Genomic DNA, 25,628 nt, shown 5'->3' with positions numbered 1-25,628 from the left:
ATCTTGTGAAAAATCAGCGGGTATTCTACCACAAGGGGAAATTTTGACGAGATTTTAAGGACTAAAAGGCATAACTATTTAGGCGTAGATCGGTGTATTTATTGATTTAAAACAAACTAAATTTTCCTAGCTTTTTCATCAGATAATCAAATAATTAAAAGATTTACTGATCTAAATCAAATTTTCTGCTACTATTTAGTTACTTTTTGATGTTGTTCTATCAAAAACATTACCTTAACTTCATTTAAAAAAGGAACATATTATGTCTTATACTCTACCTGAATTAGGCTACGCTTATGATGCGTTAGAACCACATTTTGATGCACAAACAATGGAAATTCACCACTCTAAACACCACCAAGCATATGTAAATAATGCAAATGCAGTGTTAGAAACTTTACCAGCAGAATTTTCTGAAATGTGTGCAGGCCAATTAATCAGCCAATTAGATAAAATCCCAGCTGAAAAACGTACTGCATTACGTAACAATGCAGGCGGTCACGCAAACCACAGCTTATTCTGGACATCATTGAAAAAAGGCACTACTTTACAACAAGGTGATTTAAAAGCAGCTATCGAACGTGATTTTGGTTCTGTAGAAAACTTCAAAGCTGAATTTGAAAAAGCTGCAGCGACTCGTTTCGGTTCTGGTTGGGCATGGTTAGTAATTAACCAAGGTAAATTATCTGTTGTTTCTACCGCAAACCAAGATTCTCCATTAATGGGCAAAGAAATCGCAGGTTGTGAAGGTTTCCCACTTTTAGGTTTAGACGTTTGGGAACACGCTTACTACTTGAAATTCCAAAACCGTCGTCCAGACTACATCAAAGAATTCTGGAACGTAGTGAACTGGGATTTCGTGGCAGAGCGTTTAGCTAAAAAATTAGCAAACTGCGGATGTTCAGCTAAATAATCGCTTCTCAAAATGTAAAAAATCGCCTTTTTTAGGCGATTTTTTTATCGATTAAATCCAACGTCTGACTTTTTTCTTGTACTCTAAATAAGACTCTCCAAACTTCTTTTCTAACCAGTATTCTTCAGGCTTAATTTGCCATTGTGTGATGAGATAAATAAACAGAAAAATACCGAGAAAACTGACCGCACTTTGCAAATAAACTGCCCATGCCACTAACAAACCCGCTAAGCTTAAATACATTGGGTTACGGCTAAAACGATAAATACCATTTGCCACAAACACATCACTTTTTTCTAAGTGAATTGGATTAATATTTGCTTTACTTTTATAGAATTGCCAAAGGCTGAAAAAAGCGATGACAGAAGAAATCGATACAATCAAATAAACTGCTAACACATTGATTTCGAATGGATAAGGATTAGGCAAATATGCCATCATAAGTGCACAGCCAATAAAAATGACGGGTGGCGGTACAATCGGTTTCTGAATCATCAGATCAAAAATCCAATAAAAAAGCCCGAACAATTCGGGCTAATTAAAATATTACAGATTATTTAATTTCATCTGCGCCATTTGTTTTTCTAACGGGTTACCGTTTTTCTGTGCATTCTCAAAGCTTGCTTTAGCACCATTCACATCGCCTTTTGCGACTTGAATATCGCCCGCTAAAAGATCTTTACGCGCACTAAAGCCTTGGCTTTTCACTTGATTTAGACTTGCTAATGCGGCATCAAATTGACCTTGTTGGAATTGCACAGCAGACAAACGAAGCGCCGCAAGAGAAGTTAAGATATCATCTTGTGATTGAGCAATCGCTTGTTTCAAGCTATTTTCAGCAGAGGCGTAATCTTGTTTTGCAACGAAACCTTTTGCTTCATCTAATAAGCTAAATACCGCATAGCTAGTTTTATCATGCGCTTTCACAAATTCAGCCACTTTAGCTTGTTGTGCTGCGGCATCTTTGTTTGTGGTATAAACTAAGGCATCATATTCAGCAGACGCTTGCATGATTTGATTAGCTTGATAAGACTGCCAATAACGCCAGCCCAACATCCCGCCTACGCCAAGGATGAAAGCAGCAATAATGGCTTTGCCATTGTCTTTCCACCACTCTTTTAACTGATTCAGTTCTTGTTCTTCTTCAATGGTATATGCCATTTTCCTATCCTTCTAAAATTAAAATTGAGCTTTCACGTGTTCAATTAAATTGGCCACATCAATGGTTTGTTGCTCAGCTACGCCAAGTAAGTGTTTTACCACCACTTGATTATTTTGCACTTCGCTTTCACCGAGCACAAGGGCAAGGGTTGCACCTGATTTATCAGCGCGTTTAAATTGTTTTTTGAAATTACCGCCGCTGCAATGCAACATGGTGCTTAAGTGCGGTAATTCTGAGCGAAGTTTTTCAGCGAGTTGGAATGCGGCTAATGTTGTGCCTTCACCTTGATAAACAACGTAAATATCTACCGCACTTTTTACCGGAATCGATTTATTCACTTCTTGAACGAGCAACACTAAACGCTCTAAGCCCATTGCGAAACCAACACCACTGGTTGCGTGACCACCAAGTTGCTCAACTAAGCCGTCATAACGTCCGCCACCACATACAGTACCTTGCGCACCTAATGCGGATGTCACCCATTCAAATACAGTTTTATTATAATAATCTAAACCACGCACCAATTTTGGATTAATTTCATATTGAATGCCCACCGCATCTAATAGACCGCATAACTGCGCAAAATGCTCGCGACTTTCATCATCTAAATAATCCAATAATTTTGGTGCGCCGTCCAATACATCTTGTAATGCTTGATTTTTAGTATCCAAAATACGTAATGGATTTTTTACAAGACGTTCTTTCTCTTCGTCGCTCATTAAATCTTGGTGATTTTCTAAGAAAGCCACTAATGCAGAACGATAGTTTGCACGTGCTTCTAATGAACCAATCGAATTTAATTGAAGAGAAACATGTTGATCAATACCTAATGCTTTCCACAAACGAGCCGTTAAAATAATTAACTCGGCATCAATTTCAGGGGTTGCGATACCAAATACTTCTACACCCGCTTGATGGAATTGACGATAACGACCTTTTTGCGGACGCTCATGGCGGAACATTGGTCCCATGTACCATAAACGTTGTTCATTGTTGTAAATCCAACCGTGTTCAATCGCAGCTCGCACGCACCCTGCAGTACCTTCAGGACGAAGTGTTAATTGCTCATCATTATCCCAAAATGTGTACATTTCTTTTGAGACGACATCTGTGACTTCACCGATTGCACGAGCAAATAATGGCGTACTTTCCACGATTGGCATACGCACTTCTGAATAGCCGTAGCTGCTTAAAATTTGGCGAACCTGCCCTTCAATCCATTGCCAAAGTGGAGATTCAGTTGGGGAACAGTCATTCATCCCACGAATTGCTTGAATATTTTTTGCCACGAGTTTTCCTTAAATAATTCGATTTTTTGGATCTTGTTGTGCAACTTTGGCACGAATTTTTGCTTCTAATTGGTCAATAATCGCGTCGTTATCAAAACGTTCTTTTTGACGCTCGCCATCTAAATAATAGCCACTTTTCTTATTACCACCGGTAACACCGAGGTCAGACACTAATGCTTCACCTGGGCCATTTACCACACAACCAATAATAGACACATCCATTGGGGTGATAATATCTTCTAAACGTTGTTCCAGTGCATTCACCGTGCCAATCACATCAAACTCTTGACGTGAGCAAGTTGGACAAGCAATAAAGTTAATCCCGCGAGAACGAATACGTAACGATTTCAAAATATCAAAACCAACTTTGATTTCTTCTACAGGATCGGCGGCTAAAGAGACACGCAAGGTATCACCAATACCTTCCGCTAACAACATACCTAAACCAATTGCAGATTTCACTGCTCCTGCACGTGCACCGCCCGCTTCCGTAATCCCTAAATGTAATGGTTGTTTAATGGCTTTTGCCAGTAAACGGTAAGATTCCACCGCAAGGAAGACATCGGATGCTTTTACGCTTACTTTAAATTGATCGAAGTTTAAACGATCTAAAATCTCAACATGGCGTAATGCTGATTCTAATAAGGCTTCTGGTGTTGGCTCACCAAATTTCTCTTGGATATCTTTTTCTAATGAGCCAGCATTAACACCAATACGGATAGGGATATTTTTATCGCGTGCGCAATCCACCACTGCACGAATACGATCTTCACGACCAATATTGCCTGGATTAATACGTAAGCAATCCACCCCATATTCAGCCACTTTTAACGCAATACGATAGTCAAAATGAATATCCGCTACTAATGGCACATTCACTTGCTGTTTAATGATTTTAAACGCTTCGGCGGCATCCATGGTAGGTACAGAAACACGCACGATATCTGCGCCGACGCGTTCCAACGATTTAATCTGTGCAACGGTCGCCTCAACATCAGTTGTGCGAGTATTTGTCATGGATTGTACAGCAATCGGTGCATCACCACCGATTGGTACATTGCCCACATAAATTTTTGTCGATTCACGACGTTTGATAGTAGGTTTTACTGCAGACATTCTTTTGTAAATTATTCGTTAAGGTTTTGGTAATTTAAATTTAGCCACACGGCCATCAACGGTAAGCGGATACGCCTCGCCTTTATAAGTAATACGAACGTTACCCGGCGCACCAATAATCAATGCATAGTCATTACCATTAAAGGTTAAGACTTCGCCTTGTTTATATTCTTTTTGCGCTAAAACTTTACGATTTTGGTCTTTCACACTAATCCAGCTTGAATTTTTGGTAATCTCAATAACAAGATCGCCTTTTGCTGTGGTTGGCGCTTCAGAAATGGCTGGATTTTCAACCGCACTTTGAGCATCTGGTACGGTTGGCTCTGTTGTAGGTTCTGTGTTAGGTAAGGTTTGTTCCACAACAGGGGCTTGAACTTGTTCAACGGTAGGGGCCGAAGTTGCGCCAGTTGAAACTTCTGCGTTTACTGGTTGAACTTGATTCTCTTGAGTATTTGAAACAACAGGTTCAGCAGCATTATTTTTTGCTTCCGTTACAGGTGCTGTTTCATTATTTGACGTTAAAGGCTGGTTATTCACCGCGACTGGGATGTCATTCGAATGAGTAACCAGTACCTCTGCTGTTTTTTCTTTTTCAACGTAGGTTTGCACTAAATTATCACGTTCTTCATTTGATTTTTGATAATTTTGCCACCACCATAAGCCAGTCATTCCAACAGCAGCGAGTAAAATAATAGTTGTGAGTGTGCCTACCCAACGGCTGTGAGATGAATATTGGTTAACTGAACGAGTGGCACGTGCATTTTTACTTAAATCATTTTTGTGTGCTTCACCAAAGGTCAAATGCGCCCATTCGCTTTCAGGAATACGTAAAAATTTCGTATAACTACGCACATACCCTTTCATAAAGGTTGAAGGTACATTTTTTTGGACAAATTCATTATTTTCTAATTTTGCCAAAATACTTGGACGTAAAGAAATAGCCTTTGCCACATCTTCTAGAGAAAGGTTTAGTGCTTCGCGTGTTTGGCGAAGTTTATCCCCAAAGGAGATATCTGTTTTTTCGGTTTGTTCAAGGATTGTATTCATAGGTATAAAATAAAGAAATAGCAACAAAAAACTAAATACTAAATTCTAAAGTCGAAAGGGTTTTTTGGCAATGATTATTTGAGTGAACGGAGCTTTTCCGCTCTAGAAGGATCAACTTGGCGCAATTTCTCCAACGCTTGTTGATAAACATCGGTTTGTTTTCCGGCAAAAGCACAAAGTGCTATGTTTTCGTAAGTATCGGCTTGATGATAATAATTCGGTGCTGCAAGCGCCGCATTAAATTGTGAATAAGCTTGTTCAAACTCACCCTGCCCACATAAAAATGCACCAAAGTTGTTATACACATCGCCTTGCTTATCATCTAACTTAATCGCCTGTAAATAAGCTTGCTTCGCTTTTTCCGTATCGCCTTGTAATTGATAAAAATGCGCAAGTGCCGAATGTACAAGATAATAGCGGTCATCATGTTCAAAGGCTTTATCTAAATTCAGTTTTGCTTGAACAAAATCCTCTTGTTGCAGATAGCCTAATGCCAACTCAACGCGCGCTTTTGCGGCTTGTTGTTTATTAAAATCAACAGAAGACTGAGAAACGCAAGCAGAAAAAACAAAAGGAAAAATGACCGCACTTAGAATGTTAATTGGGATTAATTTCATCTTATCACTCCTCTATCTTATCACTCTTCCTCGGGCCATTTTCCCTTTACAAGTATTGCTATATTTAGCTTAGTTAACCGCTTTTACGTCAATACCTTCGCCAAACTTACGTTTCATTGCTGTACGTTTAGTTCGGTCGATTACATCGCCCGCCAACTGACCACAAGCCGCATCAATATCATCACCACGGGTTTTGCGCACAATCACCGTAAAGCCGTATTCCATTAATGTTTTTTGGAAACGATCGACACGGCTATTTGAGCTTTTACCATAAGGCGCTTCTGGGAAAGGATTCCATGGGATCAAGTTAATTTTACACGGGGTATTTTTTAACACTTGAGCTAATTGATGCGCATGCTCTGTGCCATCATTCACATGATCTAATAACACATATTCAATAGTCACTTTACCATGGTTAGCATTTGATACTTCTAAGTATCTATGCACCGAGTCCATCAACATTTTGATGTTATATTTTTTATTGATCGGCATAATTTCATCGCGCAACTCATCGTTCGGTGCGTGAAGTGAAATCGCTAATGCCACATCAATCTTATCGCGCAGCATATCAAGTGCTGGCACGACACCAGAAGTGGATAACGTCACGCGTCGTTTAGATAATCCATACGCGAAATCATCCAGCATAATTTCCATCGCGGGTACAACATTGGCCACATTTAGTAATGGCTCACCCATGCCCATCATCACCACATTGGTAATCGGACGAACACCCGTCACACCAAAATTACCGATAATTTTTGATGCACGCCAAACCTGCCCAATAATTTCAGACACCGTTAAATTACGGTTAAAGCCTTGCTGTGCTGTCGAACAAAAAGTACAAGCTAAGGCACAGCCTACTTGAGAAGAGACACAAAGCGTTGCGCGATCTGCTTCAGGAATATAGACCGTTTCAACTTGCTGTTCACCTACCTGCATCGCCCATTTAATGGTACCATCCGCAGAGCGTTGCTCAACCGCCACTTCTGGCGCTTTAATTTCCGAGACCGCTTTTAATTTTTCTCGTAATTTTTTATTAATATTGGTCATATTGTCGAAGTTATCTTCGCCAAAATGATAAATCCATTTCACTAATTGATCCGCACGAAATGGTTTCTCGCCTAATTCAGCAAAAAACTCACGCATCTGCTGACGCGTTAAATCCATTAAGTTAATCTTTTTTGTATTCGTTTCGGATGAAAGGGGTTGTTCTAACATAAAGCCTCGTTATTACACATTACGGCGATGATGTTACTCATAATTGAGCAACAAAAAATTCGCATATTAAAAATGAGCCGAGATTTTACAGATTTACCGACAGATAAGCTAGCAGATTTAAAAAACAACGAAAATTTTGACCGCACTTATTTGCGATCCGCATCGCAAAAATCAAAAAAATGAAAGGGAAAAGTGCGGTTAAAAAAACTTCGAATTTTTTATCTTTCATACATCCCAAACCCCTACAAAAACTGATAGAATGTGCACTTCGTTTTATTCTCTGAGTTAGCTATATTGAAGATATGTTAAAAAAAGTTCTTTCTGTATTGTGTTTAGTACCCGCAGTCGCAACGGCACAATCTTATATCGTATATGATTTCACCCATGATAGAGTGCTCGAAAGTAGCTCACCTAATCATGTGCAACCTATCGCATCCGTCACCAAGTTAATGACAGCGAATGTGTTTCTTGAAAATAATCGAAACGCAAATTGTACTGCATCGATTACTGACGATGATTATGATTACATTAAAGGCACACATACAAAATTACCAAAATACACGCCAATTTCTTGTAATGAATTATTAAAAGCAATGCTTGTTCATTCTGATAACTATGCTGCCCATGCACTTTCTCGCTCTGCGGGCATGAGTCGTTTGCAATTTATCCAAAAAATGAATGAGAAAGCACGAGAATTAGGCATGCGCTCTACTCGCTTTTCAGACAGTTCAGGTTTATCTGATAGCAACATTTCAAGTGCAATGGATTTAGTTAAGCTAGCCAAATACTCGCTCAATAAAGCACAAATCAAAAATCTTTCTAATATGCCAAGTGCCTTCATTCAAGCTGGCGGACGCAGCGTTTTTGTTAAAAACACCAATAAATTAGTGCGTGAAGAAGTGTTTGATGCAGCAATTAATAAAACCGGCTATATTCGCGAATCTGGCTATAATTTAGTTTTCGTGAATAAAAATCCATGTAATCACTCTACCATCGGTGTGATCAGTTTAAATAACCATTCATCTGCGTTTCGTACTAACTTTACCAAAGGAAAATTAGAACAATACGGTTGTATCGCAGGGCGTAGCATGCACAACTTTACCGTTGATGAAGCCCAATATGAAGAAGGCTATGATGAAGCAGGTATGGATCGTCTAATCCAACAAGTTGGTGGTTAATTGTTTCAAAAAAGAGCGGTCAATTTTGCACAAAATTTTCCGCTTTTTAATTTTAATCACCTATCGATTTGATAATTATTTTCATTTAAAAAGCTTGTAAAAAATGATATTATTATGCAGAATGCTAATTCATCATTATTTTTAAGGAGATCTCATGAAGCATTTATTTAAAAGCCTATCTGTTATCGCTCTAGGTTTAGCAGCTTTACAAGCCGAAGCGAAATTTAAAGTGGTGACCACATTTACGGTTATTCAGGATATCGCACAAAATGTTGCGGGCGATGCCGCGACGGTGGAATCTATCACCAAACCTGGTGCAGAAATTCACGAGTATGAACCGACCCCTAAAGATATTGTAAAAGCTCAATCTGCTGATTTAATTTTATGGAACGGATTAAATTTAGAGCGTTGGTTTGAGCGTTTCTTCCAAAATATCAAAGATAAACCAGCCGTTGTGGTAACCGAAGGCGTCACGCCACTTTCTATTTATGAAGGCCCTTATAAAGATGCCCCTAACCCACACGCTTGGATGTCGCCATCTAATGCGTTGATTTATGTCGAAAATATCAAAAATGCATTAGTTAAATACGATCCGCAAAATGCTGATACTTATCAAAAAAATGCAGCGGCGTATGCAGAAAAAATCAAACAGCTCGATAAACCTTTACGTGAAAAACTCTCACAGATTCCTGCCGACCAACGTTGGTTAGTGACTAGTGAAGGCGCCTTTAGTTATTTAGCGAAAGATTACGATCTCAAAGAAGGCTATTTATGGCCAATTAACGCTGAACAACAAGGTACGCCTCAACAAGTGCGTAAACTTATCGATTTAGTGAAAAAAAATCACATTCCAGTGGTATTTAGTGAAAGTACCGTGTCAGCCAAACCTGCTCAACAGGTAGCGAAAGAAAGCGGTGCTAAGTACGGCGGCGTGCTTTATGTAGATTCTCTTTCTGCCGCTGACGGTCCTGTACCAACTTATATTGACTTACTGAATGTCACTGTATCCACCATAGTCAAAGGATTTGAAAAATAATGACCGCACTTTCCGCTTCAATTTCCGTTAATGATGTAACTGTGCGTTACAACAACGGGCACACTGCAATTTATGATGTTACCTTTGCATTACAAGGGGGAACAATCTGTGCCCTTGTCGGCGTAAATGGGAGCGGAAAATCAACGCTATTCAAAAGCATCATGGGCTTAATTAAACCACAACAAGGCAATATTTCGCTTTGTGGTTTGCCAATTAATCGAGCTTTGAAACAAAATTTGGTTGCCTATGTGCCGCAAGCGGAAGAAGTCGATTGGCAATTTCCAGTCTCCGTTTATGATGTTGTCATGATGGGACGCTACGGCTACATGAATTTTCTACGTATTCCAAAGGCTGAAGACAAACAAAAAGTGCTCGAAGCGATGCAACGGGTAAACATCGAGCATTTAGCTGAACGACAAATCGGCGAGCTTTCTGGTGGACAGAAAAAACGCGTATTTTTGGCTCGAGCATTAGCACAGCAAAGTAAGATTATCTTACTCGATGAGCCTTTTACGGGTGTGGATGTTAAAACTGAAAATGCGATTGTGGAACTCCTTCGCCAATTACGTGCTGAAGGCCATTTAATTTTAGTCTCTACCCACAATTTAGGCTCTGTACCAGACTTCTGTGACCAAGTGGTGATGATTAACCGTACTGTGATTGCAGCCGGTAAAACGGAAGATACATTTAATCAGCATAATTTGGAAAAAGTCTTTGGTGGTGTATTACGACACATCAAATTATTAGGTGAAGATCTGCATAATGATGAAGATAAACGTGCGGTGACCGTTCTCACAGATGATGAACGTCCCGTTGTCTTCTATGGCGAAACCAAAAATGATCCGCCTGCAACGGCTGTTAAATCCTGTCGTCTGCCTCCGTCTGACAAGGAATAAGTCATGCTTGAATATTTACTGGAACCTTTCTCCTATGAATATATGCAAAAAGCCATGTGGATAAGTGCCACAGTTGGTGGCATTTGTGCCTTTCTTTCTGCCTATTTAATGTTGAAAGGTTGGTCATTAATTGGCGACGCGCTCTCTCATTCCGTGGTTCCGGGTGTGGCGATAGCTTATGCCTTTTCACTCCCCTATGCTTTAGGTGCTTTTTTTGCCGGCATTTTGGCCGCACTTTCCATTTTATGGATCAAATCCATTTCTAAACTCAAAGAAGATGCCGTTATCGGCTTTATTTTTAGTACCTTTTTTGCCTTAGGTTTACTGATCATTTCCTTGAATCCGACCTCGATAAATGTGCAAAACATCATTCTCGGCAATATCCTCGGGATTGCTGATGAAGATATTTATCAAGTAGCCATTATTATGTTGATTTGCTTGGTCTTATTGCTTATTTTTTGGAAGGATCTATTGCTGATTTTCTTTGATGAAACGCAAGCAATTACAGTTGGACTTTCACCACTGTTTTACAAAGTTCTCTTTTTTACACTCTTGAGTGCTTGTGTCGTTGCGGCATTACAAACTGTCGGGGCGATTTTAGTGATTGCGATGGTAATAACACCAGGCGCAACCGCCTATTTACTTACTGACAAGTTCAAAACGCTGATCAAAATTGCCGTAGCATTAGGCGGAATCACTGGTTTCGTCGGTGTTTATTTAAGCTATTATCTGGATGGTGCAACAGGTGGTGTCATCGTAACATTACAAACATTGTTATTTTTATTGGCTTTTCTATTCTCGCCTAAATACGGATTAATCAGTCAAAAACGGCGTAAGGTGGTGGATTATGACTGAGATGTTCGCCATTTTCGTTGAGCCATTTCAATTTGCCTTTATGCAAAATGCGCTACTCACCGCATTAGTAGTTGCGGTTATTTGTGCACTACTCTCCTGCTATTTGGTCTTGAAAGGGTGGTCATTAATGGGTGATGCCATTTCTCATGCTGTCCTACCTGGCATTGTCTTAGCTTTTCTAGCGGGTATTCCATTAGTGATTGGTGCCTTTGTCTCTGGAATTGCCTGTGCCTTAGGTGTCGGTTATTTAAAAGAAAACAGCCGTATCAAAGAAGATACCGCAATGGGGATTGTATTTTCAGGGATGTTTGCCATTGGGTTGGTGCTGTTCACTAAAATCCAAACATCACAACATCTCACCCACATCTTATTCGGTAACGTATTGGGTGTAAGCCGAGAAGAGCTGATTCAAACGGCTATCATCGCCTTGATCATTTTTATTTTACTTGGATTAAAGCGTCGTGATTTTTTACTTTATTGCTTTGATCCGAGCCATGCTCGTGTTGCAGGTCTCTCGCCTAAATTACTGCACTATGGCTTACTCACATTGCTCGCACTCACCATTGTGAGTACGATGCAAGTCGTTGGGGTTATTTTGGTTGTAGCGATGCTAATTGCGCCTGGCATCACCGCGCTAACCCTGACAAATCGCTTCGATAAGATGCTTGTTATCGCAATCATCAGCGCTGTAACTGCAAGCCTACTAGGCGTGCTACTTAGCTATCATTTTGATGCCTCCACTGGTGCATGCATTATTTTGTTACAGGCCGTATTTTTCTTAATTGCCCTAGTTTATAGCAAAATAAAAGTGCGGTTAAATTTCTAACTAAAAAAGCTAACAGAGATGTTAGCTTTTTTATTAGGAATTGAGTTCCTGCAATATCAGTACTTCAACTTGTTCATCATTGTCCAAACTGGAATTCTGTCAATATTTTAAACACATTTTGGGAGGAATATTTAAATCAAAGATACAGACGAACAGATGGTTTTGATGCATCGCTATCTTCATAACTATACTTAGAAACATATCGGAGAAGTTCTATTTGTTGCTGCAAGAACGATAAGGAAGTGGCATAAAAAGGCACTTGAAACGATGAAAGTTCCAGAAAATCCGATTCGTATTACAAATAGTTCTTGAGGATTTTAGATATCTGATAAAAAGAATAGATGATGCTTGTAAGGTCATTCTATAAACTTATATGTTCTATGATACAAGTATGTACATAAAAGAAACTAACATTAATTACAATAATATAAGATGACAAGATTATTCAGAAGCATTTTTGATATCTCTCGAAATAAGACTTGTCAAGAAGAATAATTGGTGATACAACAAACACATCAAAATAATTTGATATGAGGGCTTTTATGAACAGAGATTTAGTAAAAACTGCAAAGATATTTAAAGCCTTTTCAGTGGCTATTCGCCTAGAGATATTAGATTTATTAAAAAATGGGGAAGAATGTGCCTGTGTTTTACTAGAAAAACTAGATTTAACACAATCAGGCTTGTCATATCATATGAAAATATTGACAGAGTCAGGAATTGTTACAGCAAGAGAAGAAGGCAAGTGGGTTTACTACACGATATCTGAGCAAGGAAGACAAAAAATAATACAGATGTTTTTATCATCTACAGCAAGAAATTAGTTACCTTTAAGGGTAACTAAAAAATACTCTTCATATCAAAAAAAATTGAAGAAAGGAGGGAAAAAATGAAGAAAATAAATGGAATTGGTTTTTTTGAGAAAAATCTGACTTTTTGGGTGTTAATTTGTATGGTAATAGGCATATTTATTGGGAAATATTTTCCTTCTATTCCAGATTGGTTAGGAAAATTTGAGTTCTACAACGTGTCTATACCAACAACAATTTTACTTTGGATAATGATTTATCCAATGATGTTGAAAATTGATTTTAAAAGTATAAAAGACATAGGAAAAAATCCTAAAGGTCTATTTATTACATGGTTTGTAAATTGGATCATTAAGCCACTCACCATGTATTTAATCGCTTCATTATTTTTCTTTATTATTTATAAAGGATTTATTAATAAGGAATTGGCATCAGAATATTTAGCTGGGGCGGTTTTACTCGGCGCTGCACCATGTACCGCAATGGTATTTGTATGGAGCAAGTTAACAAGAGGTGATAGTGGTTATACCTTAGTACAGGTAGCGAGTAACGACTTAATTATTTTGATTGCATATATACCAATTGTGAGCTTCTTATTAAAGGTTGGAGATATAAATATTCCATGGGGAACACTTTTATTGTCCATTGTATTATTTATTGTTGTTCCTCTTATTTTAAGCATGGTAACTAGAAGTATAATCATTAAAAATAAAGGAGAAGACTACCTAAATAAAACTTTTATCCCTGCATTTGATAAATACACTATGATGGGATTATTGTTGACGTTGATTATAATATTTTCATTTCAAGGACAGAAGATATTGGATCAGCCACTAAATATTATCCTTATTGCAATTCCTTTGATAATTCAAACTTTGTTTATATTTGCAATAACATTTTTCATAGCATATTTAGTAAAGCTACCATATTCAATTGCAGCGCCATGTGGCATGATTGGTGCATCTAACTTTTTTGAGCTGTCCGTTGCAGTTTCTATATCTCTATTTGGGCTAGTATCAGGAGCTACGCTAACAACTGTAGTAGGTGTTCTGGTTGAAGTTCCTGTTATGTTAGCCTTGGTAAAGTTTGCCAATTCTATGGAAAATAAATTTAATCGTTGAATATGAGTTAAAACTGCTAACAACAATCAAGTAGCGTTAATTTACAAAATGCTAGATCAGATATATGTTCTAGAATATGCATCTATAGTCTGTGGTACTATATAATCAGCAAGAAATATAATATAAGCCTTGGAGGGAAATCTTCAGGGCTGTTCTTATACCTATTAGAAGGTAGAAGAATTACCAAGAAAACCAAAGCGACCTTGCGCTTAAATCATTTTGAAATATCTTAACGCATCCATGATAGCTTCTTCTTTTTCAGGTTTACATGTGGAATAACCTGTTTCTCTTTTTGCGATTTATTATAATGCTCCCTTAGTACAATTCCACATTTCTTTTTAATTTGTGCTATATACAATGTAGAAACCTTAAATCCAAATTTCCCCAGTACACACTCTTTAATTTGCTCATAAGTAGCCTTGCTCTCAGCACTTGTCAAATCAAGTTCATCAAGCTCTATTTAAACACTTATATGTTCATCGACATTAAGTTTGGACAATAATGCTAGCGTCTCATAATGCGCTGTATGCGGGAACATATCAAATAATTGAATTTGATTAAGTTTATAATTGGTTAAATGCTGCAAATCTTTTCCCATGGAAATTGCGTTACAGCTGGAATAAAGAATAAAGTGCGGTTGCATTTCATTGAGAAACTCAGCGAGTTCCTTTCCGATACCTCGACGAGGCGGATTGACGATCACCAAATCAGGTTTATTTTCATCTTGCGTTAAAGCAAAATTAGCCGCATCCAAAGATTGGAATTTAACGTTGTTTAGCCCTAACACCTGAGCGGATTGAGTCGCCGCTTGAATAGCAGATGGCGAAATTTCAATCCCCGTCAACTCCACTTCTTGTTGATGTTTATCCTGTAAAGCTTTAGCGCAATGAAGCCCAAAACCTCCAACGCCACAAAAGAGATCCCAAAGTTTAGTAATCGGCAAATCTTGCACCCAATCTTGTGCCGTTGCATATAGCCCTTGTGCTACAAGTGGATTCGTTTGGAAGAAACCTTGAGGTCGAATAAACAACGGAATACCGTTAAAGCTTTCTGATAAGGTGTGCTGGTCCGTTAAAAAGATTTCTTTCTCACCTTCTAAGATTGCGGCATGTTGAGGTTGGATATTCACACTCACCACTTCAAGTTGTGGTAATTTTTCCAATAGCCCTGCAAATTCACGTTGAATTAACGATAGTTTAGTTTCTGAACGTAATACAAAACGCAACATCAATTTTTTTGTATGTTGGCTTTCTGTAAGCAGAATATATTTGAGCTCACCTTTTTGATTAGCCACGTTATAAGGGACTAAACCCGCACGTCCAATAAAATCTTTTAGAATCGGAAAGAGTTCAGTAAAGCGTTGTGGATAAAGTGGGCAATCACATAAATCCACCGCACTTTGTGGATCATTCGGGTCTTGTAAAATACCTAAAATGGGACGTTCCACCGCACCACTCGCAACCATTTTCGCTTTATTACGAAAAGCTGACTCAGAGGAATAAAAAGGCGGATGCCAAATTAAATCATCACAATCCAATTTGGCAAGTTGTTGTTTTAGATGCTCTTCTTTCTTGGCAAGTTGCTGTTCATAAGGCATTTCAAGCCATTGACAAGAACGGCAATCGCCTTTTTTATAATGATGGCAATCAATCATTTAGAAGCAAGCCACTCTTGTTGAAGTGCGGTCAGTTTTTGATGATTTTCAATCCAACGTGAAGTTTTGGTGAGTTCTGACCAATCAAAGGATTTTTGTTTGAAGAGAGATTTCAAGCGAGCTTGGCGTGCTGTGAAATGCTCCGTTGTTTCCTGTAACTTCAGATTATCAAGCACTTGAATGACACCTTCTCGTTCATTACAAAGCAATAATAAGTCACAACCAGCATTTAAGGCTTTTTCACTGCGAGCCACAAAATCGCCCATAAAGTCTGCGCCTTTCATGCCTAAATCATCAGAGAAAATCGCCCCTTGGAAGCCTAACTGTTCACGCAAAATTTCTTTTAACCAATAACTCGAGCCACTTGCTGGCTGGCTATCACATTGTGTATAAATGACGTGAGCTGGCATAATCGCATCAAGCTTACTCTGTTGAATTAATTGCTGGAATGGCAAAATATCATGATTAAAAATCACCTCTTTTGCTCGCTCATCATAAGGGGTTTCAAGATGAGAATCAGCTAAAACATGGCCGTGTCCTGGGAAATGCTTTCCCGTTGTAGCCATACCTGCTTGGTGCATACCATCAATAAAAGCTGCAGCTAAATTGACCGCACTTTTTACATCACTGCCAAAACTACGATCGCCAATCGCACGACATTCATTCCCCAAATCCAACACCGGAGCAAAACTCAAATCAATATCTAACGCCACCATTTCTGCCGCCATTTGCCAACCCGCTTCTTTCGCTATTTGTTGTTGCTGAGTTGAATCCTTAACTAATGCCGCAAAAGCCTGCATTGCGGGTAGCTGAGTGAAACCTTCACGGAAACGTTGCACGCGCCCACCTTCTTGATCAACCGTGATCAATAAAGGCTTTTTTACTCTCTGGCGAATGGATTTAATTAGCGCTTGAACTTGCTGACGATCATAAAAATTGCGGGTAAATAAAATCAAACCAGCAACTAAAGGATGTTCCAGTAATTCAACTTCTTCTTGTTTGAGCTCATGACCTTCAAGGTCAATTAATAATGTGGACATAAACTATTGTAAGTAAAGACGATAATTGCTACTTTCTGTGCTTGGTTTTGGTAGCTCAAACACTTTCTTTTCTTGTGGTTGCAATAAAATATTGCCTGATTGGCTTTCTTGCTGATTCGGCCAAACTTGCGTTACACCTTGTGTGTTATACCAATAAAGGTGGTAAAGCACATTGAGTTTTTGCGTAGTTTTATTTTTAAAAGCTACCGTATTATCCGACAAATCAACATCTAAAGCGGGTGCTAAATTTGACGCCATATTTAAAATTGGCTTATTGGTTCCCACAATATTTGGTGCAGATGAACAAGCCGTTAAAAATAATACCGTTGCTGTAATTAGGATCTTTTTCATTATTTTGCCAACATTCTACCTAAAGGTTCACCACCAACAAGATGCATATGAATATGGAATACTTCTTGTCCACCGTGTTTATTACAATTCATAATCAAACGATAACCGTCTTCGGCAATGCCTTCTTCTTTAGCAATTTTAGCCGCGACAGTAAATAAGCGACCCAAGATAACTTCATCTTGTTCTGTCACATCATTAAGCGTTGGAATGACTTTATTTGGGATAATCAAAATATGGGTTTTCGCTTGAGGTGAAATATCTCGGAATGCGGTCACTAATTCATCTTGATAAACAATATTGGCGGGGATTTCTTTGCGAATAATTTTGCTAAAAATAGTTTCTTGAGCCATAGTCTTCTCCTTGTTTTATATAAAAAAGTGCGGTCAAAATTTACCGCACTTTGCTTTTATTTTCCATCAGAAATTGATGATGAATGACATTTCAATCAGCTTAGTGAGCTGCACCTTCTTCTGAATCATCTTGATTAATAAAGCTGGTATTAATCTCGATTTGTGCTTTTTCACGCAATGCTTGCATTAACTGTCCTTGCAATTCACCTTGACGCGCACGAACAAGTTGAGTGCTAAATTTCGCTAATTCTTGTTCACTTAAAGTAGGCTCTTCTACACGTTCAAGAGCAACCACAACCACATCACCTTTGCTGTTACGAGCAACTTGATAAGCCGCTTTGCCATCTTGTGGTTTTGCAATAGCAAATACACCTTCATAAAGCACTGGATCTTTATTATCCACTAACGTAAAGGTTTGTGGCTCACTAAAACTAATACCGGCAGGTAATTTGGTTAGTTCGGCAGATAGCGCTTTAACGGCTTGCTCTGCTTTTTCAGCTAATACTTTATCGGCTTTTTCACGTTTTAAGAATTGCTCAATCGTTGATTTCGCTTCATCAAGGCTTTGTAAACCTTCAGCTTTATGATCAACGACACGTACTACAACAAATTCATTTTCACCAACAATTAATGGCTCAGAATTTGCACCGCCGTTTGAAATATCTGATTCAAAAATGGCAGAAGTCACATTTGGGAAATTTAATGCCGCAGGGACATTATTTTTACCAAAATAATCTGTTTCTTCGACTTTCACGCCTGCTGCTTCTGCTACCGCAGCTAAAGAATCACTGCTTTCTGCCGCTTTTGCACGAACCGCTTTTTCTACCGCTTGAAAACGACTTCCTGCTAGATTTTTACGTACGGTATCCACAATTTGTTCTTTTACTTCGCCTAAAGTACGTTCTTTACGATCTTGCACTAAAATAATATGGTAAGCCCCATCCACATTAACTGGTGTACTATATTGACCAACATTTAATAATAATGCTGCATCTTCAAAGTTTTTCGGTAATTCGTTGTCTTTTACCCAACCTAATTCACCGCCTTGTGCACCAGAAAGTTTGTCCACAGATTTCGCTTTTGCTAACTCAGCAAAATCAGCGCCTTTTTGCAGTTCTTGATAAACCGCATCCGCTTCTTTCTCAGTGGCTAATTGGATATGTGCTAATTTTTGGCTAATAAATTGCGCTTTATTTTCTTGATAATATTGTGCAATTTGTGTTTCAGTGACAGGTTGTAATTTACCTAATTCATTCGCTGAAACGCGAATATATTGCACTTTCGCCTGTTCAGGTTGAACAAGTGATTTCGCATTCGCATCGTAATACGCTTTAATTTCTTCTTCTGTCACCTTTTGTTTTGCCACTTCATCGGCTAATGGAAGAGTTGCAAGACGAGCGATACGTTTTTGGAAAAAGGTTTGCGCACTATCTTTTACTTGAGCCGGCACAACAAATTCACTGTCAGCCAAACCGTTTTGCATTTGTTCAAGTGTTAATGCATTACGTAAAATAGCTGCATAAGTATCAGACGTTAAACCATTTTGAGTCAATAATTGTTGATAACGAGTGTTATCAAATTTACCGTTAGATTGTAAATTAGGATCGCTTACAATCGCACGTTTGATCATGTCATCGCTGACACCTAATTTTAATTCTTTGGCATATTGACGGATTAATTCTTGATCTACTAAACGTTGAATTAAATTTTGACGAAGTGCTGTCACAAATTCTACAGAGTCAGTTTTCGCTAAGAAACTCTCGCCTTCTTGTTGTGCTCGCGCTTCAAACTCTTGGTTATAACGATTTAAGAAATCTTGTTGAGAGATGGTTTCGCCATTTACTTTTGCCGCAAAACTATCATTGCTGCTATACAGATAACCTGACATCCCACCAATCAAAAATGAAACTGGAATTAAAGCAAAGATCGCTTTTCCGATAAAGCTATGGGCGATGCCATGCATTTTTTCAATTAACATTCAATTATTACCCTTTTAAAAAAAGACAAAGTTCGTAAGATTATAATCTAAAAGGCGAAAATTCGCACTTAAAAAACACCATGTTCGTGTAGGATTTTCACAGCCATGACTAATAACACTAAACCGCCAAAAATCTCTGCTTTGCTTTTGAATTTTTTCCCTAAAAAATGACCGCTCTTTACGCCAATAAAAGAGATGACAAAGGTTGTTAAACCAATGATGAAGACAGCCAACAAAATGTCCACGGAAAGAAAAGCAAAAGAGACACCAATGGCTAACGCATCAATACTCGTTGCCACACCAAGTGTTAGCAAGTGTTTTAAACTAATCAATGAGGGAGTGGGTTCATCATCTGAGCTAATTCCTTCTCGAATCATATTCACACCGATGAGAACGAGCAAAATAAACGCAATCCAGTGATCCCAATTTTGAATCATATGACTAAATTGCAGTCCGACAACATAGCCTATCGCAGGCATGATGCCTTGGAATAACCCAAAGCAACATGCAATAGCTAATGCTTGTTTCCAACGAAAAGCCCGCATTGCTAAGCCTTTAGAGGTGGAAACTGCAAAGGCATCCATCGAAAGCCCTAGAGCAATAACCCACAACATATGAAAAGTCATAAACTACAAGTTATTTTCCAATACAGAAAGAACTGAAAATATTGCCGAGTAAATCATCCGAGGTAAATTGCCCCGTAATTTCACTCAGGTTAGCTTGAACTAAACGAAGTTCTTCTGCCAGTAATTCACCCGCATGAAATTCAGTTAATTGGACTAATCCAATTTGTAAATGTTCGGCCGCTTTTTCTAAGGCATCAAGATGACGACGGCGTGCTAAGAAACCACCTTCCATTCCCGTTTGGAATCCCATCGCCTGTTTTAAATGCTCACGCAACAAATCTACACCCTGATGTGTTTGGGCGGATAAACAAACGGTCGTTGTTCCATTTTCTTCTTTTAGCCCAACTGCCTCGCCACTTAAATCTACTTTATTGCGAACAATGGTCACTGGCATATTATTTGGCAATTTTGATAAAAATTCTGATCGCACTTTTTCGATATTTTGGCTATCAGGGTCGCTGCTGTCTAACATTAAAATGATGCGATCGGCTTGCTCAATCTCCGTCCAGGCACGTGAGATCCCGATACGTTCAACTTCATCTGTCGCTTCACGAAGCCCGGCGGTATCAATAATATGTAAAGGCATGCCATCAATATGAATATGCTCACGCAACACATCACGCGTTGTACCAGCAATATCTGTCACAATGGCTGCTTCTCTGCCCGCTAAAGCATTCAGTAAACTTGATTTACCTGCATTTGGACGACCAGCAATCACCACTTTCATCCCTTCACGTAAAATCGAGCCTTGTTTTGCTTCGCTACGGACTAAATCAAGCTGATCAATAATTTCTCGTAATTTTGCTTCGATTTTACCGTCTGCCAAAAAGTCAATTTCTTCATCGGGGAAATCAATCGACGCTTCCACATAAGTACGCAGATAAATCACGGAATCCACTAACTGATTCACTTTATTAGAAAATTCACCTTGTAATGATTTTAATGCTGAACGAGCAGCTTGCTCCGAAGTCGCATCAATCAAATCAGCAATGGCTTCAGCTTGGGCTAAATCTAATTTATCGTTTAAAAAAGCTTGTTCAGAAAATTCACCTGGACGCGCAAGACGAACACCATCAAGTTGTAAGATTCGTTTTAGTAACAAATCTAATACCACTTGTCCGCCATGACCTTGCAATTCCAATACATCTTCACCAGTAAAGGAATTCGGCGATTTAAAATAAAGCGCAATGCCTTGATCTAATACTGTGCCATCAGCATCTTTAAAAGGTAAATAATCTGCCATTCTTGGTTTAGGACATTTACCGAGCACCGCCTGTGCCACTTCAACCGCTTTCGGGCCAGATACACGCAAAATACCAATACCACCACGTCCTGGTGCTGTCGCTTGTGCGACGATTGTTTCTTTCATAAAAACTCACTAAAAATTGACCGCACTTTTATCTGCGATAAAAAAATGAGAGGGCGCATTAATACGCCCATGAGATTATATATCAATCAATGATAGAAAAAAGGCATCTTTCGATGCCTTCTATTTGTTATTTTTTACGGGTATGTAACCCTTTTTTCTCTAAACCACGGTAGATCATTTGTTGTTGTACGATAGTGATTAAGTTAGACACTAACCAGTAAAGCACTAGACCTGCCGGGAACCAGAGGAAGAAGAACATGAAGATCAACGGCATGAAATTCATCACTTTTTGTTGCATTGGATCTGCAACGGGTGTCGGTGACATTTTTTGTAACAAGAACATTGATCCGCCCATTAAGATTGGGAGAATGTAGTAAGGGTCTTGTGCCGATAAATCTTGAATCCAACCAAAGAATGGTGCATGACGCAGTTCAACCGCTTCCATAAACGTCCAGTATAATGCGATAAAAATTGGCATTTGAAGGATTAATGGTAAGCAACCGCCAAGTGGATTTACTTTTTCTTCTTTGTAAAGTTTCATCATTTCTTGGCTCATACGTTGGCGATCATCACCAAAACGTTCGCGCATTTCTTGCATTTTTGGTTGCAACATACGCATTTTCGCCATAGACGTGTATTGTGCTTTTGTGAGCGGATATAAAATCGCTTTCACCACTAAGGTGACACAAATAATTGCCACACCCCAGTTAGATACAATACTTTGAATGAAAGTTAATAACCAGAATAATGGTTTCGCGATGAACCATGCCCAACCATAATCGACAGTTAAGTCTAAGTGGTTAGCCACTTCAGCCATTTTGTTTTGTAATTTCGGACCTGTCCATAATGAGCTGGTAATTGTTTCTGTTGCACCCGCTGGAACAGATACTACTGGACCACGATAACCAATAGACGCAACGTTATTTTTGCTATCTGTAATACTATAAAGTTGGTTATTTACATCTTGATTTGGGATCCAAGCTGATACGAAATAGTGTTGTAAAACAGCAACCCAACCTGCTTTGGTATCGATAGAAAGATTTTTGTCTTTCATATCGCTGAAGCTGTATTTTTTGTAATTTGTTTCAGAAGAAGAATACGCACCACCGGTATAAGTAGGCATTGCTACGTTACCGCTGCTTTCAACTAATGTATGTTTTAATTGACCGTAAGGTTCAACTTCAATTGCGCTACCACTTTGGTTCACAATTTCAAAGTTAACACCTACATCGTAGCTATCGCGTTTTAATACAAAGATTTTACGATAAGTGACACCATCTTTTTCAAATGTTAATGGTACAGAAAGTTCATTTTGACCTTCTGCTAATTTGAAATTATCACCCGTCACTTGATATTGTGCACGACCTGCTTTTGTATCGATCCCGTTTTTACCGATTAAGCCGCTTTGTGCAATGTAAACATGCTCGTTTGTATCTTTTAATAAAACGAAAGGTTCTTTTGAATTTAATTCTGCATCATATTTTAATAATTCAGAACTGATTACATCACCACCTAATGTATCCACTTTCAAACGGAATACATCATTTTCTAATGTGATAATGTGACCTTTGGTTTGTGAGTCTGCCACTACTTCGGCAGATGAAGAAGAACTTGCCGGTACATCAGAAGAGGCGGTTGTTGTTTGTTCCGTGGTCTGTTGTTGAACCGGTGGATTTTTATCAAGTTGCCATTGCTGATAAACAAGGAAAGAAATAAAGAGTAGTGCAAGCACTAATAGGCTACGTCTTGAGTCCATTATTTTTTCTCATCGTTATTATTAATCTTTTTCGGCGGAACAGGATCGAATCCACCGGCGCTTAAGGGGTGACATTTTAATACACGTTTTAGCGTAAGCCAACTACCTTTTAACAATCCATGTGTTTTTAACGCCTCAATACCATAGCAAGAACAGGTTGGCACAAAACGACAGCGAGGCCCGATTAAAGGACTAATCGCTACTTGATAAAACTTAATTAAAGCGATGAGGATTTTTGTGCCAAACGAATGTGACGTGCCCATAATTTATCCAAAGTTTGTAAAAACGTTTGATTATCAAGCTGACCAATGCCACGTTTCGCCACAAAGACAAAGTCACAAGAAGGCAAATTATGTTGGGACAAACGAAAACTTTCACGAACTAAACGTTTGATACGATTACGATCATGCGCTCGTTTAAGATGTTTTTTAGCCACAGTTAAACCTAAGCGTGGATGCTCAAGATTATTTTTGCGTGCGAGAATGGTAATTTCAGGGGTGCTTGCTCGAAACGGTTGTTCGAAGACATTTTTGAATTGAGCGGGAGTTAACAATCGTAACTCCCGAGAGAAGTTTAGCTTAATCACTAAAAGAGGTGATTATGCAGATAAACTTTTACGACCTTTAGCACGACGACGAGCTAAAACTTGACGGCCGTTTTTAGTTGCCATACGAGCACGGAAACCGTGAGTACGACTACGTTTTAATACAGAAGGTTGAAATGTACGTTTCATTATAATCTACCTAAATCAAAATGGTTTACTGTTTTGATAGCCAAAACACAACAAGGGTTATAAAAAATAGACCGCAATTTTAATCATAAATTGGGCTTTCGTCAAATAAGAAAAGAGAAAATTCCGAAATAATCTTCCGTTTCTTCTAAAATCGTGGGGATTATACGGATTTTGGGCAAAATCTCAAGCAACCTTTTTGTCTTTTTTTGATGAGCAACAGAAGATCTTTCGCCTAAATTATTGTAAAATCCTCTTCGATTTTTAACCGCACTTTTGCGGCTTTTATTTTATACGCATATAACATAAGGATAATTTATCGTGAGCCTTTCCACCCTATGGCAAGATTGCTTATCACAGCTACAAGATCAAGTTTCTCCGATGGATCTCAGCACTTGGTTACGCCCATTACAAGCGGATGTCATCTCACAAGATCAAGTGGTGTTATATGCGTCCAATATGTTTGTAAAAAGCTGGGTGGAAAATCATTACTTGGCTCAAATTCATCAAATTTGCCAAGCCCTTGCTAAAAATCCAAACCTACAAATTATCGTAAAAGAAGGGGTAAAACCAGCGCCAAAAGCAGTTGAATCAGCCCCGAGTCAAACAGCTAATCATCAAGAAAGTGCGGTGAGTTCTCAGCAAGAATCTGATTCACTAACTAAATTTGAATCACATCTAAATCGTAAACATGTATTTGATAACTTTGTTGAAGGTAAATCAAACCAACTCGCCCGTGCAGTAGGTCAAAAACTTGCCCTTGCACCTGGTGAACCAACAGCAAATCCATTCTTTTTATATGGGGGGACAGGTTTAGGTAAAACTCACTTATTACACGCCATCGGTAATGGTATTTTAGCGAATAAACCGAATGCCCGCGTGCTTTATATCCATGCGAATAATTTTATGCAGCACATGGTAAAAGCAATGCGTGATAATAAAATGGATCAATTCAAAAAATTCTATCGTTCTCTTGATGCCTTATTAGTGGATGATATTCAATTCTTTGCAGAGAAAGAAAAAACACAAGAAGAATTTTTCCATATTTTCAATAGCTTATTTGAAACCAGCCGTCAAATTATTTTGACCTCTGACCGCTATCCAAAAGAAATTGAGAAAATTGAAGAACGCCTAAAATCTCGTTTCGGCTGGGGTTTAACCACTGCGATTGAACCACCTGATTTAGAAACCCGTGTTGCGATTTTGCTGAAAAAAGCAGAAGAACATAATATGGCGCTGCCAGAAGAAGTGGCATTCTTTATTGCTCAACGTTTACGCACTAACGTTCGTGAATTAGAAGGTGCGTTAAACCGTGTGAAAGCGATGCAAGACTTCAAAGGTGGTCACATTGATATTGATTTTGTCCGTGACACATTAAAAGATATTCTCGCCTTACAAGAACGTTTAGTAACCATTGAAAACATTCAAAAAATCGTGGCAGAATACTATCGAATTAAAGTGGCGGATTTAAAATCAAAAAGCAGAGCGAGATCAGTCACTCGTCCACGCCAAGTTGCGATGGCATTAGCCAAAGAATTAACCAATAAAAGTTTACCCGAAATTGGACGAGCTTTTGAACGCGACCATACGACCGTCTTAAATGCCTGCCGTGAAGTGCCAAAATTCCGTGAAAAAGACAGCAGTATTCAAGAAGATTGGGCGAATTTAATTCGCACATTATCGGCATAAGG

The 25,628-nt window shown here is 38.7% G+C and carries 27 protein-coding genes; 9 read left to right on the top strand and 18 right to left on the bottom strand.

Going from position 1 to position 25,628, the window contains the following annotated elements; translation table 11 throughout:
- The first annotated feature begins 262 nt into the window (after nucleotides 1–262).
- Complete coding sequence (gene sodA, locus ACXVWP_RS06270; RefSeq protein ID WP_297567509.1) at nucleotides 263–913, top strand: superoxide dismutase [Mn]; 651 nt, start codon at nucleotides 263–265, stop codon at nucleotides 911–913.
- A gap of 51 nt (nucleotides 914–964) precedes the next feature.
- On the opposite strand, the gene ACXVWP_RS06265 is transcribed toward sodA, so the two are convergent.
- The 7 genes from ACXVWP_RS06265 to ACXVWP_RS06235 all read right to left on the bottom strand — a co-directional run bounded on the left by ACXVWP_RS06265 (nucleotide 965) and on the right by ACXVWP_RS06235 (nucleotide 7,362).
- Complete coding sequence (locus tag ACXVWP_RS06265) at nucleotides 965–1,408, bottom strand: methyltransferase family protein (protein WP_289901404.1); 444 nt, start codon at nucleotides 1,406–1,408, stop codon at nucleotides 965–967.
- A gap of 51 nt (nucleotides 1,409–1,459) precedes the next feature.
- Entirely contained in the window at nucleotides 1,460–2,074 is a 615-nt protein-coding gene (locus ACXVWP_RS06260; RefSeq protein WP_005698380.1) for a YfgM family protein, read from the bottom strand.
- 18 nt (nucleotides 2,075–2,092) lie between these two features.
- Nucleotides 2,093–3,364: a histidine--tRNA ligase gene (hisS, locus tag ACXVWP_RS06255; protein WP_297567507.1), complete on the bottom strand. Its 1,272-nt coding sequence runs from the start codon at nucleotides 3,362–3,364 to the stop codon at nucleotides 2,093–2,095.
- Between the two features lie 9 nt (nucleotides 3,365–3,373).
- Nucleotides 3,374–4,480 (bottom strand): flavodoxin-dependent (E)-4-hydroxy-3-methylbut-2-enyl-diphosphate synthase, encoded by a 1,107-nt coding sequence (gene ispG, locus ACXVWP_RS06250; RefSeq protein WP_049363739.1) that lies wholly within the window; start codon nucleotides 4,478–4,480, stop codon nucleotides 3,374–3,376.
- An 18-nt stretch (nucleotides 4,481–4,498) separates the two neighbouring features.
- The gene (locus ACXVWP_RS06245) at nucleotides 4,499–5,527 is read right to left on the bottom strand and encodes a RodZ domain-containing protein (protein ID WP_297567504.1); all 1,029 of its coding nucleotides are present in this window, start codon (nucleotides 5,525–5,527) and stop codon (nucleotides 4,499–4,501) included.
- Nucleotides 5,528–5,601: 74 nt separating this feature from the next.
- Nucleotides 5,602–6,144 carry a type IV pilus biogenesis/stability protein PilW gene (gene pilW, locus ACXVWP_RS06240; protein WP_289901407.1) on the bottom strand — a complete coding sequence of 181 codons (543 nt, stop codon included), beginning with the start codon at nucleotides 6,142–6,144 and terminating at the stop codon, nucleotides 5,602–5,604.
- A gap of 69 nt (nucleotides 6,145–6,213) precedes the next feature.
- Complete coding sequence (locus tag ACXVWP_RS06235; protein ID WP_289901408.1) at nucleotides 6,214–7,362, bottom strand: bifunctional tRNA (adenosine(37)-C2)-methyltransferase TrmG/ribosomal RNA large subunit methyltransferase RlmN; 1,149 nt, start codon at nucleotides 7,360–7,362, stop codon at nucleotides 6,214–6,216.
- Between the two features lie 302 nt (nucleotides 7,363–7,664).
- Between ACXVWP_RS06235 and ACXVWP_RS06230 the strand changes: the two genes are divergently transcribed.
- From ACXVWP_RS06230 to arsB, 7 genes are all read left to right on the top strand, one after another.
- Nucleotides 7,665–8,540: a D-alanyl-D-alanine carboxypeptidase family protein gene (locus tag ACXVWP_RS06230; protein WP_070776048.1), complete on the top strand. Its 876-nt coding sequence runs from the start codon at nucleotides 7,665–7,667 to the stop codon at nucleotides 8,538–8,540.
- A gap of 154 nt (nucleotides 8,541–8,694) precedes the next feature.
- Complete coding sequence (locus ACXVWP_RS06225; protein ID WP_049364985.1) at nucleotides 8,695–9,576, top strand: metal ABC transporter substrate-binding protein; 882 nt, start codon at nucleotides 8,695–8,697, stop codon at nucleotides 9,574–9,576.
- The gene (locus ACXVWP_RS06220) at nucleotides 9,576–10,472 is read left to right on the top strand and encodes a manganese/iron ABC transporter ATP-binding protein (protein ID WP_297567501.1); all 897 of its coding nucleotides are present in this window, start codon (nucleotides 9,576–9,578) and stop codon (nucleotides 10,470–10,472) included. The genes ACXVWP_RS06225 and ACXVWP_RS06220 overlap by 1 nt, the downstream gene beginning before the upstream one ends.
- Nucleotides 10,473–10,475: 3 nt before the next feature.
- The gene (locus tag ACXVWP_RS06215; protein ID WP_297567499.1) at nucleotides 10,476–11,327 is read left to right on the top strand and encodes a metal ABC transporter permease; all 852 of its coding nucleotides are present in this window, start codon (nucleotides 10,476–10,478) and stop codon (nucleotides 11,325–11,327) included.
- A complete protein-coding gene (locus ACXVWP_RS06210) occupies nucleotides 11,320–12,153 on the top strand; it encodes a metal ABC transporter permease (protein ID WP_225852613.1) in 834 nt (277 codons plus the stop codon). The genes ACXVWP_RS06215 and ACXVWP_RS06210 overlap by 8 nt, the downstream gene beginning before the upstream one ends.
- Before the next feature lie 542 nt (nucleotides 12,154–12,695).
- Nucleotides 12,696–12,977, top strand: a complete 282-nt coding sequence (locus ACXVWP_RS06205) for an ArsR/SmtB family transcription factor (protein WP_297567497.1) — start codon at nucleotides 12,696–12,698, stop codon at nucleotides 12,975–12,977.
- Nucleotides 12,978–13,042: 65 nt separating this feature from the next.
- Nucleotides 13,043–14,083, top strand: a complete 1,041-nt coding sequence (gene arsB, locus ACXVWP_RS06200; protein WP_297567495.1) for an ACR3 family arsenite efflux transporter — start codon at nucleotides 13,043–13,045, stop codon at nucleotides 14,081–14,083.
- 460 nt (nucleotides 14,084–14,543) lie between these two features.
- On the opposite strand, the gene rlmC is transcribed toward arsB, so the two are convergent.
- The 11 genes from rlmC to rpmH form a co-directional block, all read right to left on the bottom strand.
- Nucleotides 14,544–15,737 carry a 23S rRNA (uracil(747)-C(5))-methyltransferase RlmC gene (gene rlmC, locus ACXVWP_RS06195; RefSeq protein WP_297567493.1) on the bottom strand — a complete coding sequence of 398 codons (1,194 nt, stop codon included), beginning with the start codon at nucleotides 15,735–15,737 and terminating at the stop codon, nucleotides 14,544–14,546.
- Entirely contained in the window at nucleotides 15,734–16,777 is a 1,044-nt protein-coding gene (gene nagZ, locus ACXVWP_RS06190) for a beta-N-acetylhexosaminidase (protein ID WP_297567490.1), read from the bottom strand. The genes rlmC and nagZ overlap by 4 nt, the downstream gene beginning before the upstream one ends.
- Nucleotides 16,778–16,780: 3 nt before the next feature.
- The gene (locus ACXVWP_RS06185; protein WP_297567488.1) at nucleotides 16,781–17,128 is read right to left on the bottom strand and encodes a putative periplasmic lipoprotein; all 348 of its coding nucleotides are present in this window, start codon (nucleotides 17,126–17,128) and stop codon (nucleotides 16,781–16,783) included.
- Entirely contained in the window at nucleotides 17,128–17,478 is a 351-nt protein-coding gene (gene hinT, locus ACXVWP_RS06180; RefSeq protein ID WP_297567485.1) for a purine nucleoside phosphoramidase, read from the bottom strand. Before hinT ends, ACXVWP_RS06185 begins: the two co-directional genes overlap by 1 nt.
- Nucleotides 17,479–17,578: 100 nt before the next feature.
- Nucleotides 17,579–19,456, bottom strand: coding sequence for a peptidylprolyl isomerase (ppiD, locus tag ACXVWP_RS06175; protein ID WP_297567482.1), 1,878 nt, complete (start codon nucleotides 19,454–19,456; stop codon nucleotides 17,579–17,581).
- Between the two features lie 68 nt (nucleotides 19,457–19,524).
- The gene (locus ACXVWP_RS06170; RefSeq protein ID WP_297567479.1) at nucleotides 19,525–20,082 is read right to left on the bottom strand and encodes a manganese efflux pump MntP; all 558 of its coding nucleotides are present in this window, start codon (nucleotides 20,080–20,082) and stop codon (nucleotides 19,525–19,527) included.
- Nucleotides 20,083–20,092: 10 nt separating this feature from the next.
- Nucleotides 20,093–21,451 carry a tRNA uridine-5-carboxymethylaminomethyl(34) synthesis GTPase MnmE gene (gene mnmE, locus ACXVWP_RS06165; RefSeq protein ID WP_178160955.1) on the bottom strand — a complete coding sequence of 453 codons (1,359 nt, stop codon included), beginning with the start codon at nucleotides 21,449–21,451 and terminating at the stop codon, nucleotides 20,093–20,095.
- 127 nt (nucleotides 21,452–21,578) lie between these two features.
- On the bottom strand, nucleotides 21,579–23,207 hold the full coding sequence (gene yidC, locus ACXVWP_RS06160) for a membrane protein insertase YidC (protein WP_111406815.1): 1,629 nt from the start codon (nucleotides 23,205–23,207) through the stop codon (nucleotides 21,579–21,581).
- Nucleotides 23,207–23,470, bottom strand: a complete 264-nt coding sequence (gene yidD / locus ACXVWP_RS06155) for a membrane protein insertion efficiency factor YidD (protein WP_005695569.1) — start codon at nucleotides 23,468–23,470, stop codon at nucleotides 23,207–23,209. The genes yidC and yidD overlap by 1 nt, the downstream gene beginning before the upstream one ends.
- Entirely contained in the window at nucleotides 23,425–23,793 is a 369-nt protein-coding gene (gene rnpA, locus ACXVWP_RS06150) for a ribonuclease P protein component (protein ID WP_111406817.1), read from the bottom strand. The genes yidD and rnpA overlap by 46 nt, the downstream gene beginning before the upstream one ends.
- Nucleotides 23,794–23,805: 12 nt before the next feature.
- Complete coding sequence (rpmH, locus tag ACXVWP_RS06145) at nucleotides 23,806–23,940, bottom strand: 50S ribosomal protein L34 (protein ID WP_005539760.1); 135 nt, start codon at nucleotides 23,938–23,940, stop codon at nucleotides 23,806–23,808.
- 318 nt (nucleotides 23,941–24,258) lie between these two features.
- Here rpmH and dnaA point away from each other — a divergent pair, with 318 nt between their 5' ends.
- A complete protein-coding gene (gene dnaA / locus ACXVWP_RS06140; RefSeq protein WP_128787010.1) occupies nucleotides 24,259–25,626 on the top strand; it encodes a chromosomal replication initiator protein DnaA in 1,368 nt (455 codons plus the stop codon).
- Nucleotides 25,627–25,628: the final 2 nt, after the last annotated feature.

The sequence above is a fragment of the Haemophilus sp. SZY H56 genome (genome assembly GCF_054332415.1).
Note: the sequence above shows the minus strand (reverse complement) of the source record. Positions and strands in the feature narration are given on the sequence as shown.

What these genes read in the sequence shown, in the direction of transcription:
- ACXVWP_RS06210 (WP_225852613.1), top strand. Translation starts at nt 11,320, where the DNA reads ATGACTGAGATGTTCGCCATTTTCGTTGAGCCATTTCAATTTGCCTTT.
- ACXVWP_RS06245 (WP_297567504.1), bottom strand. Translation starts at nt 5,527, where the DNA reads ATGAATACAATCCTTGAACAAACCGAAAAAACAGATATCTCCTTTGGG.
- rlmC (WP_297567493.1), bottom strand. Translation starts at nt 15,737, where the DNA reads ATGATTGATTGCCATCATTATAAAAAAGGCGATTGCCGTTCTTGTCAA.
- ispG (WP_049363739.1), bottom strand. Translation starts at nt 4,480, where the DNA reads ATGTCTGCAGTAAAACCTACTATCAAACGTCGTGAATCGACAAAAATT.
- ACXVWP_RS06260 (WP_005698380.1), bottom strand. Translation starts at nt 2,074, where the DNA reads ATGGCATATACCATTGAAGAAGAACAAGAACTGAATCAGTTAAAAGAG.
- rpmH (WP_005539760.1), bottom strand. Translation starts at nt 23,940, where the DNA reads ATGAAACGTACATTTCAACCTTCTGTATTAAAACGTAGTCGTACTCAC.
- yidC (WP_111406815.1), bottom strand. Translation starts at nt 23,207, where the DNA reads ATGGACTCAAGACGTAGCCTATTAGTGCTTGCACTACTCTTTATTTCT.
- ACXVWP_RS06225 (WP_049364985.1), top strand. Translation starts at nt 8,695, where the DNA reads ATGAAGCATTTATTTAAAAGCCTATCTGTTATCGCTCTAGGTTTAGCA.
- sodA (WP_297567509.1), top strand. Translation starts at nt 263, where the DNA reads ATGTCTTATACTCTACCTGAATTAGGCTACGCTTATGATGCGTTAGAA.
- ACXVWP_RS06205 (WP_297567497.1), top strand. Translation starts at nt 12,696, where the DNA reads ATGAACAGAGATTTAGTAAAAACTGCAAAGATATTTAAAGCCTTTTCA.
- ACXVWP_RS06220 (WP_297567501.1), top strand. Translation starts at nt 9,576, where the DNA reads ATGACCGCACTTTCCGCTTCAATTTCCGTTAATGATGTAACTGTGCGT.
- ACXVWP_RS06215 (WP_297567499.1), top strand. Translation starts at nt 10,476, where the DNA reads ATGCTTGAATATTTACTGGAACCTTTCTCCTATGAATATATGCAAAAA.
- ACXVWP_RS06185 (WP_297567488.1), bottom strand. Translation starts at nt 17,128, where the DNA reads ATGAAAAAGATCCTAATTACAGCAACGGTATTATTTTTAACGGCTTGT.
- hinT (WP_297567485.1), bottom strand. Translation starts at nt 17,478, where the DNA reads ATGGCTCAAGAAACTATTTTTAGCAAAATTATTCGCAAAGAAATCCCC.
- ACXVWP_RS06230 (WP_070776048.1), top strand. Translation starts at nt 7,665, where the DNA reads ATGTTAAAAAAAGTTCTTTCTGTATTGTGTTTAGTACCCGCAGTCGCA.
- ppiD (WP_297567482.1), bottom strand. Translation starts at nt 19,456, where the DNA reads ATGTTAATTGAAAAAATGCATGGCATCGCCCATAGCTTTATCGGAAAA.
- ACXVWP_RS06170 (WP_297567479.1), bottom strand. Translation starts at nt 20,082, where the DNA reads ATGACTTTTCATATGTTGTGGGTTATTGCTCTAGGGCTTTCGATGGAT.
- mnmE (WP_178160955.1), bottom strand. Translation starts at nt 21,451, where the DNA reads ATGAAAGAAACAATCGTCGCACAAGCGACAGCACCAGGACGTGGTGGT.
- ACXVWP_RS06235 (WP_289901408.1), bottom strand. Translation starts at nt 7,362, where the DNA reads ATGTTAGAACAACCCCTTTCATCCGAAACGAATACAAAAAAGATTAAC.
- pilW (WP_289901407.1), bottom strand. Translation starts at nt 6,144, where the DNA reads ATGAAATTAATCCCAATTAACATTCTAAGTGCGGTCATTTTTCCTTTT.
- nagZ (WP_297567490.1), bottom strand. Translation starts at nt 16,777, where the DNA reads ATGTCCACATTATTAATTGACCTTGAAGGTCATGAGCTCAAACAAGAA.
- yidD (WP_005695569.1), bottom strand. Translation starts at nt 23,470, where the DNA reads ATGGGCACGTCACATTCGTTTGGCACAAAAATCCTCATCGCTTTAATT.
- ACXVWP_RS06265 (WP_289901404.1), bottom strand. Translation starts at nt 1,408, where the DNA reads ATGATTCAGAAACCGATTGTACCGCCACCCGTCATTTTTATTGGCTGT.
- arsB (WP_297567495.1), top strand. Translation starts at nt 13,043, where the DNA reads ATGAAGAAAATAAATGGAATTGGTTTTTTTGAGAAAAATCTGACTTTT.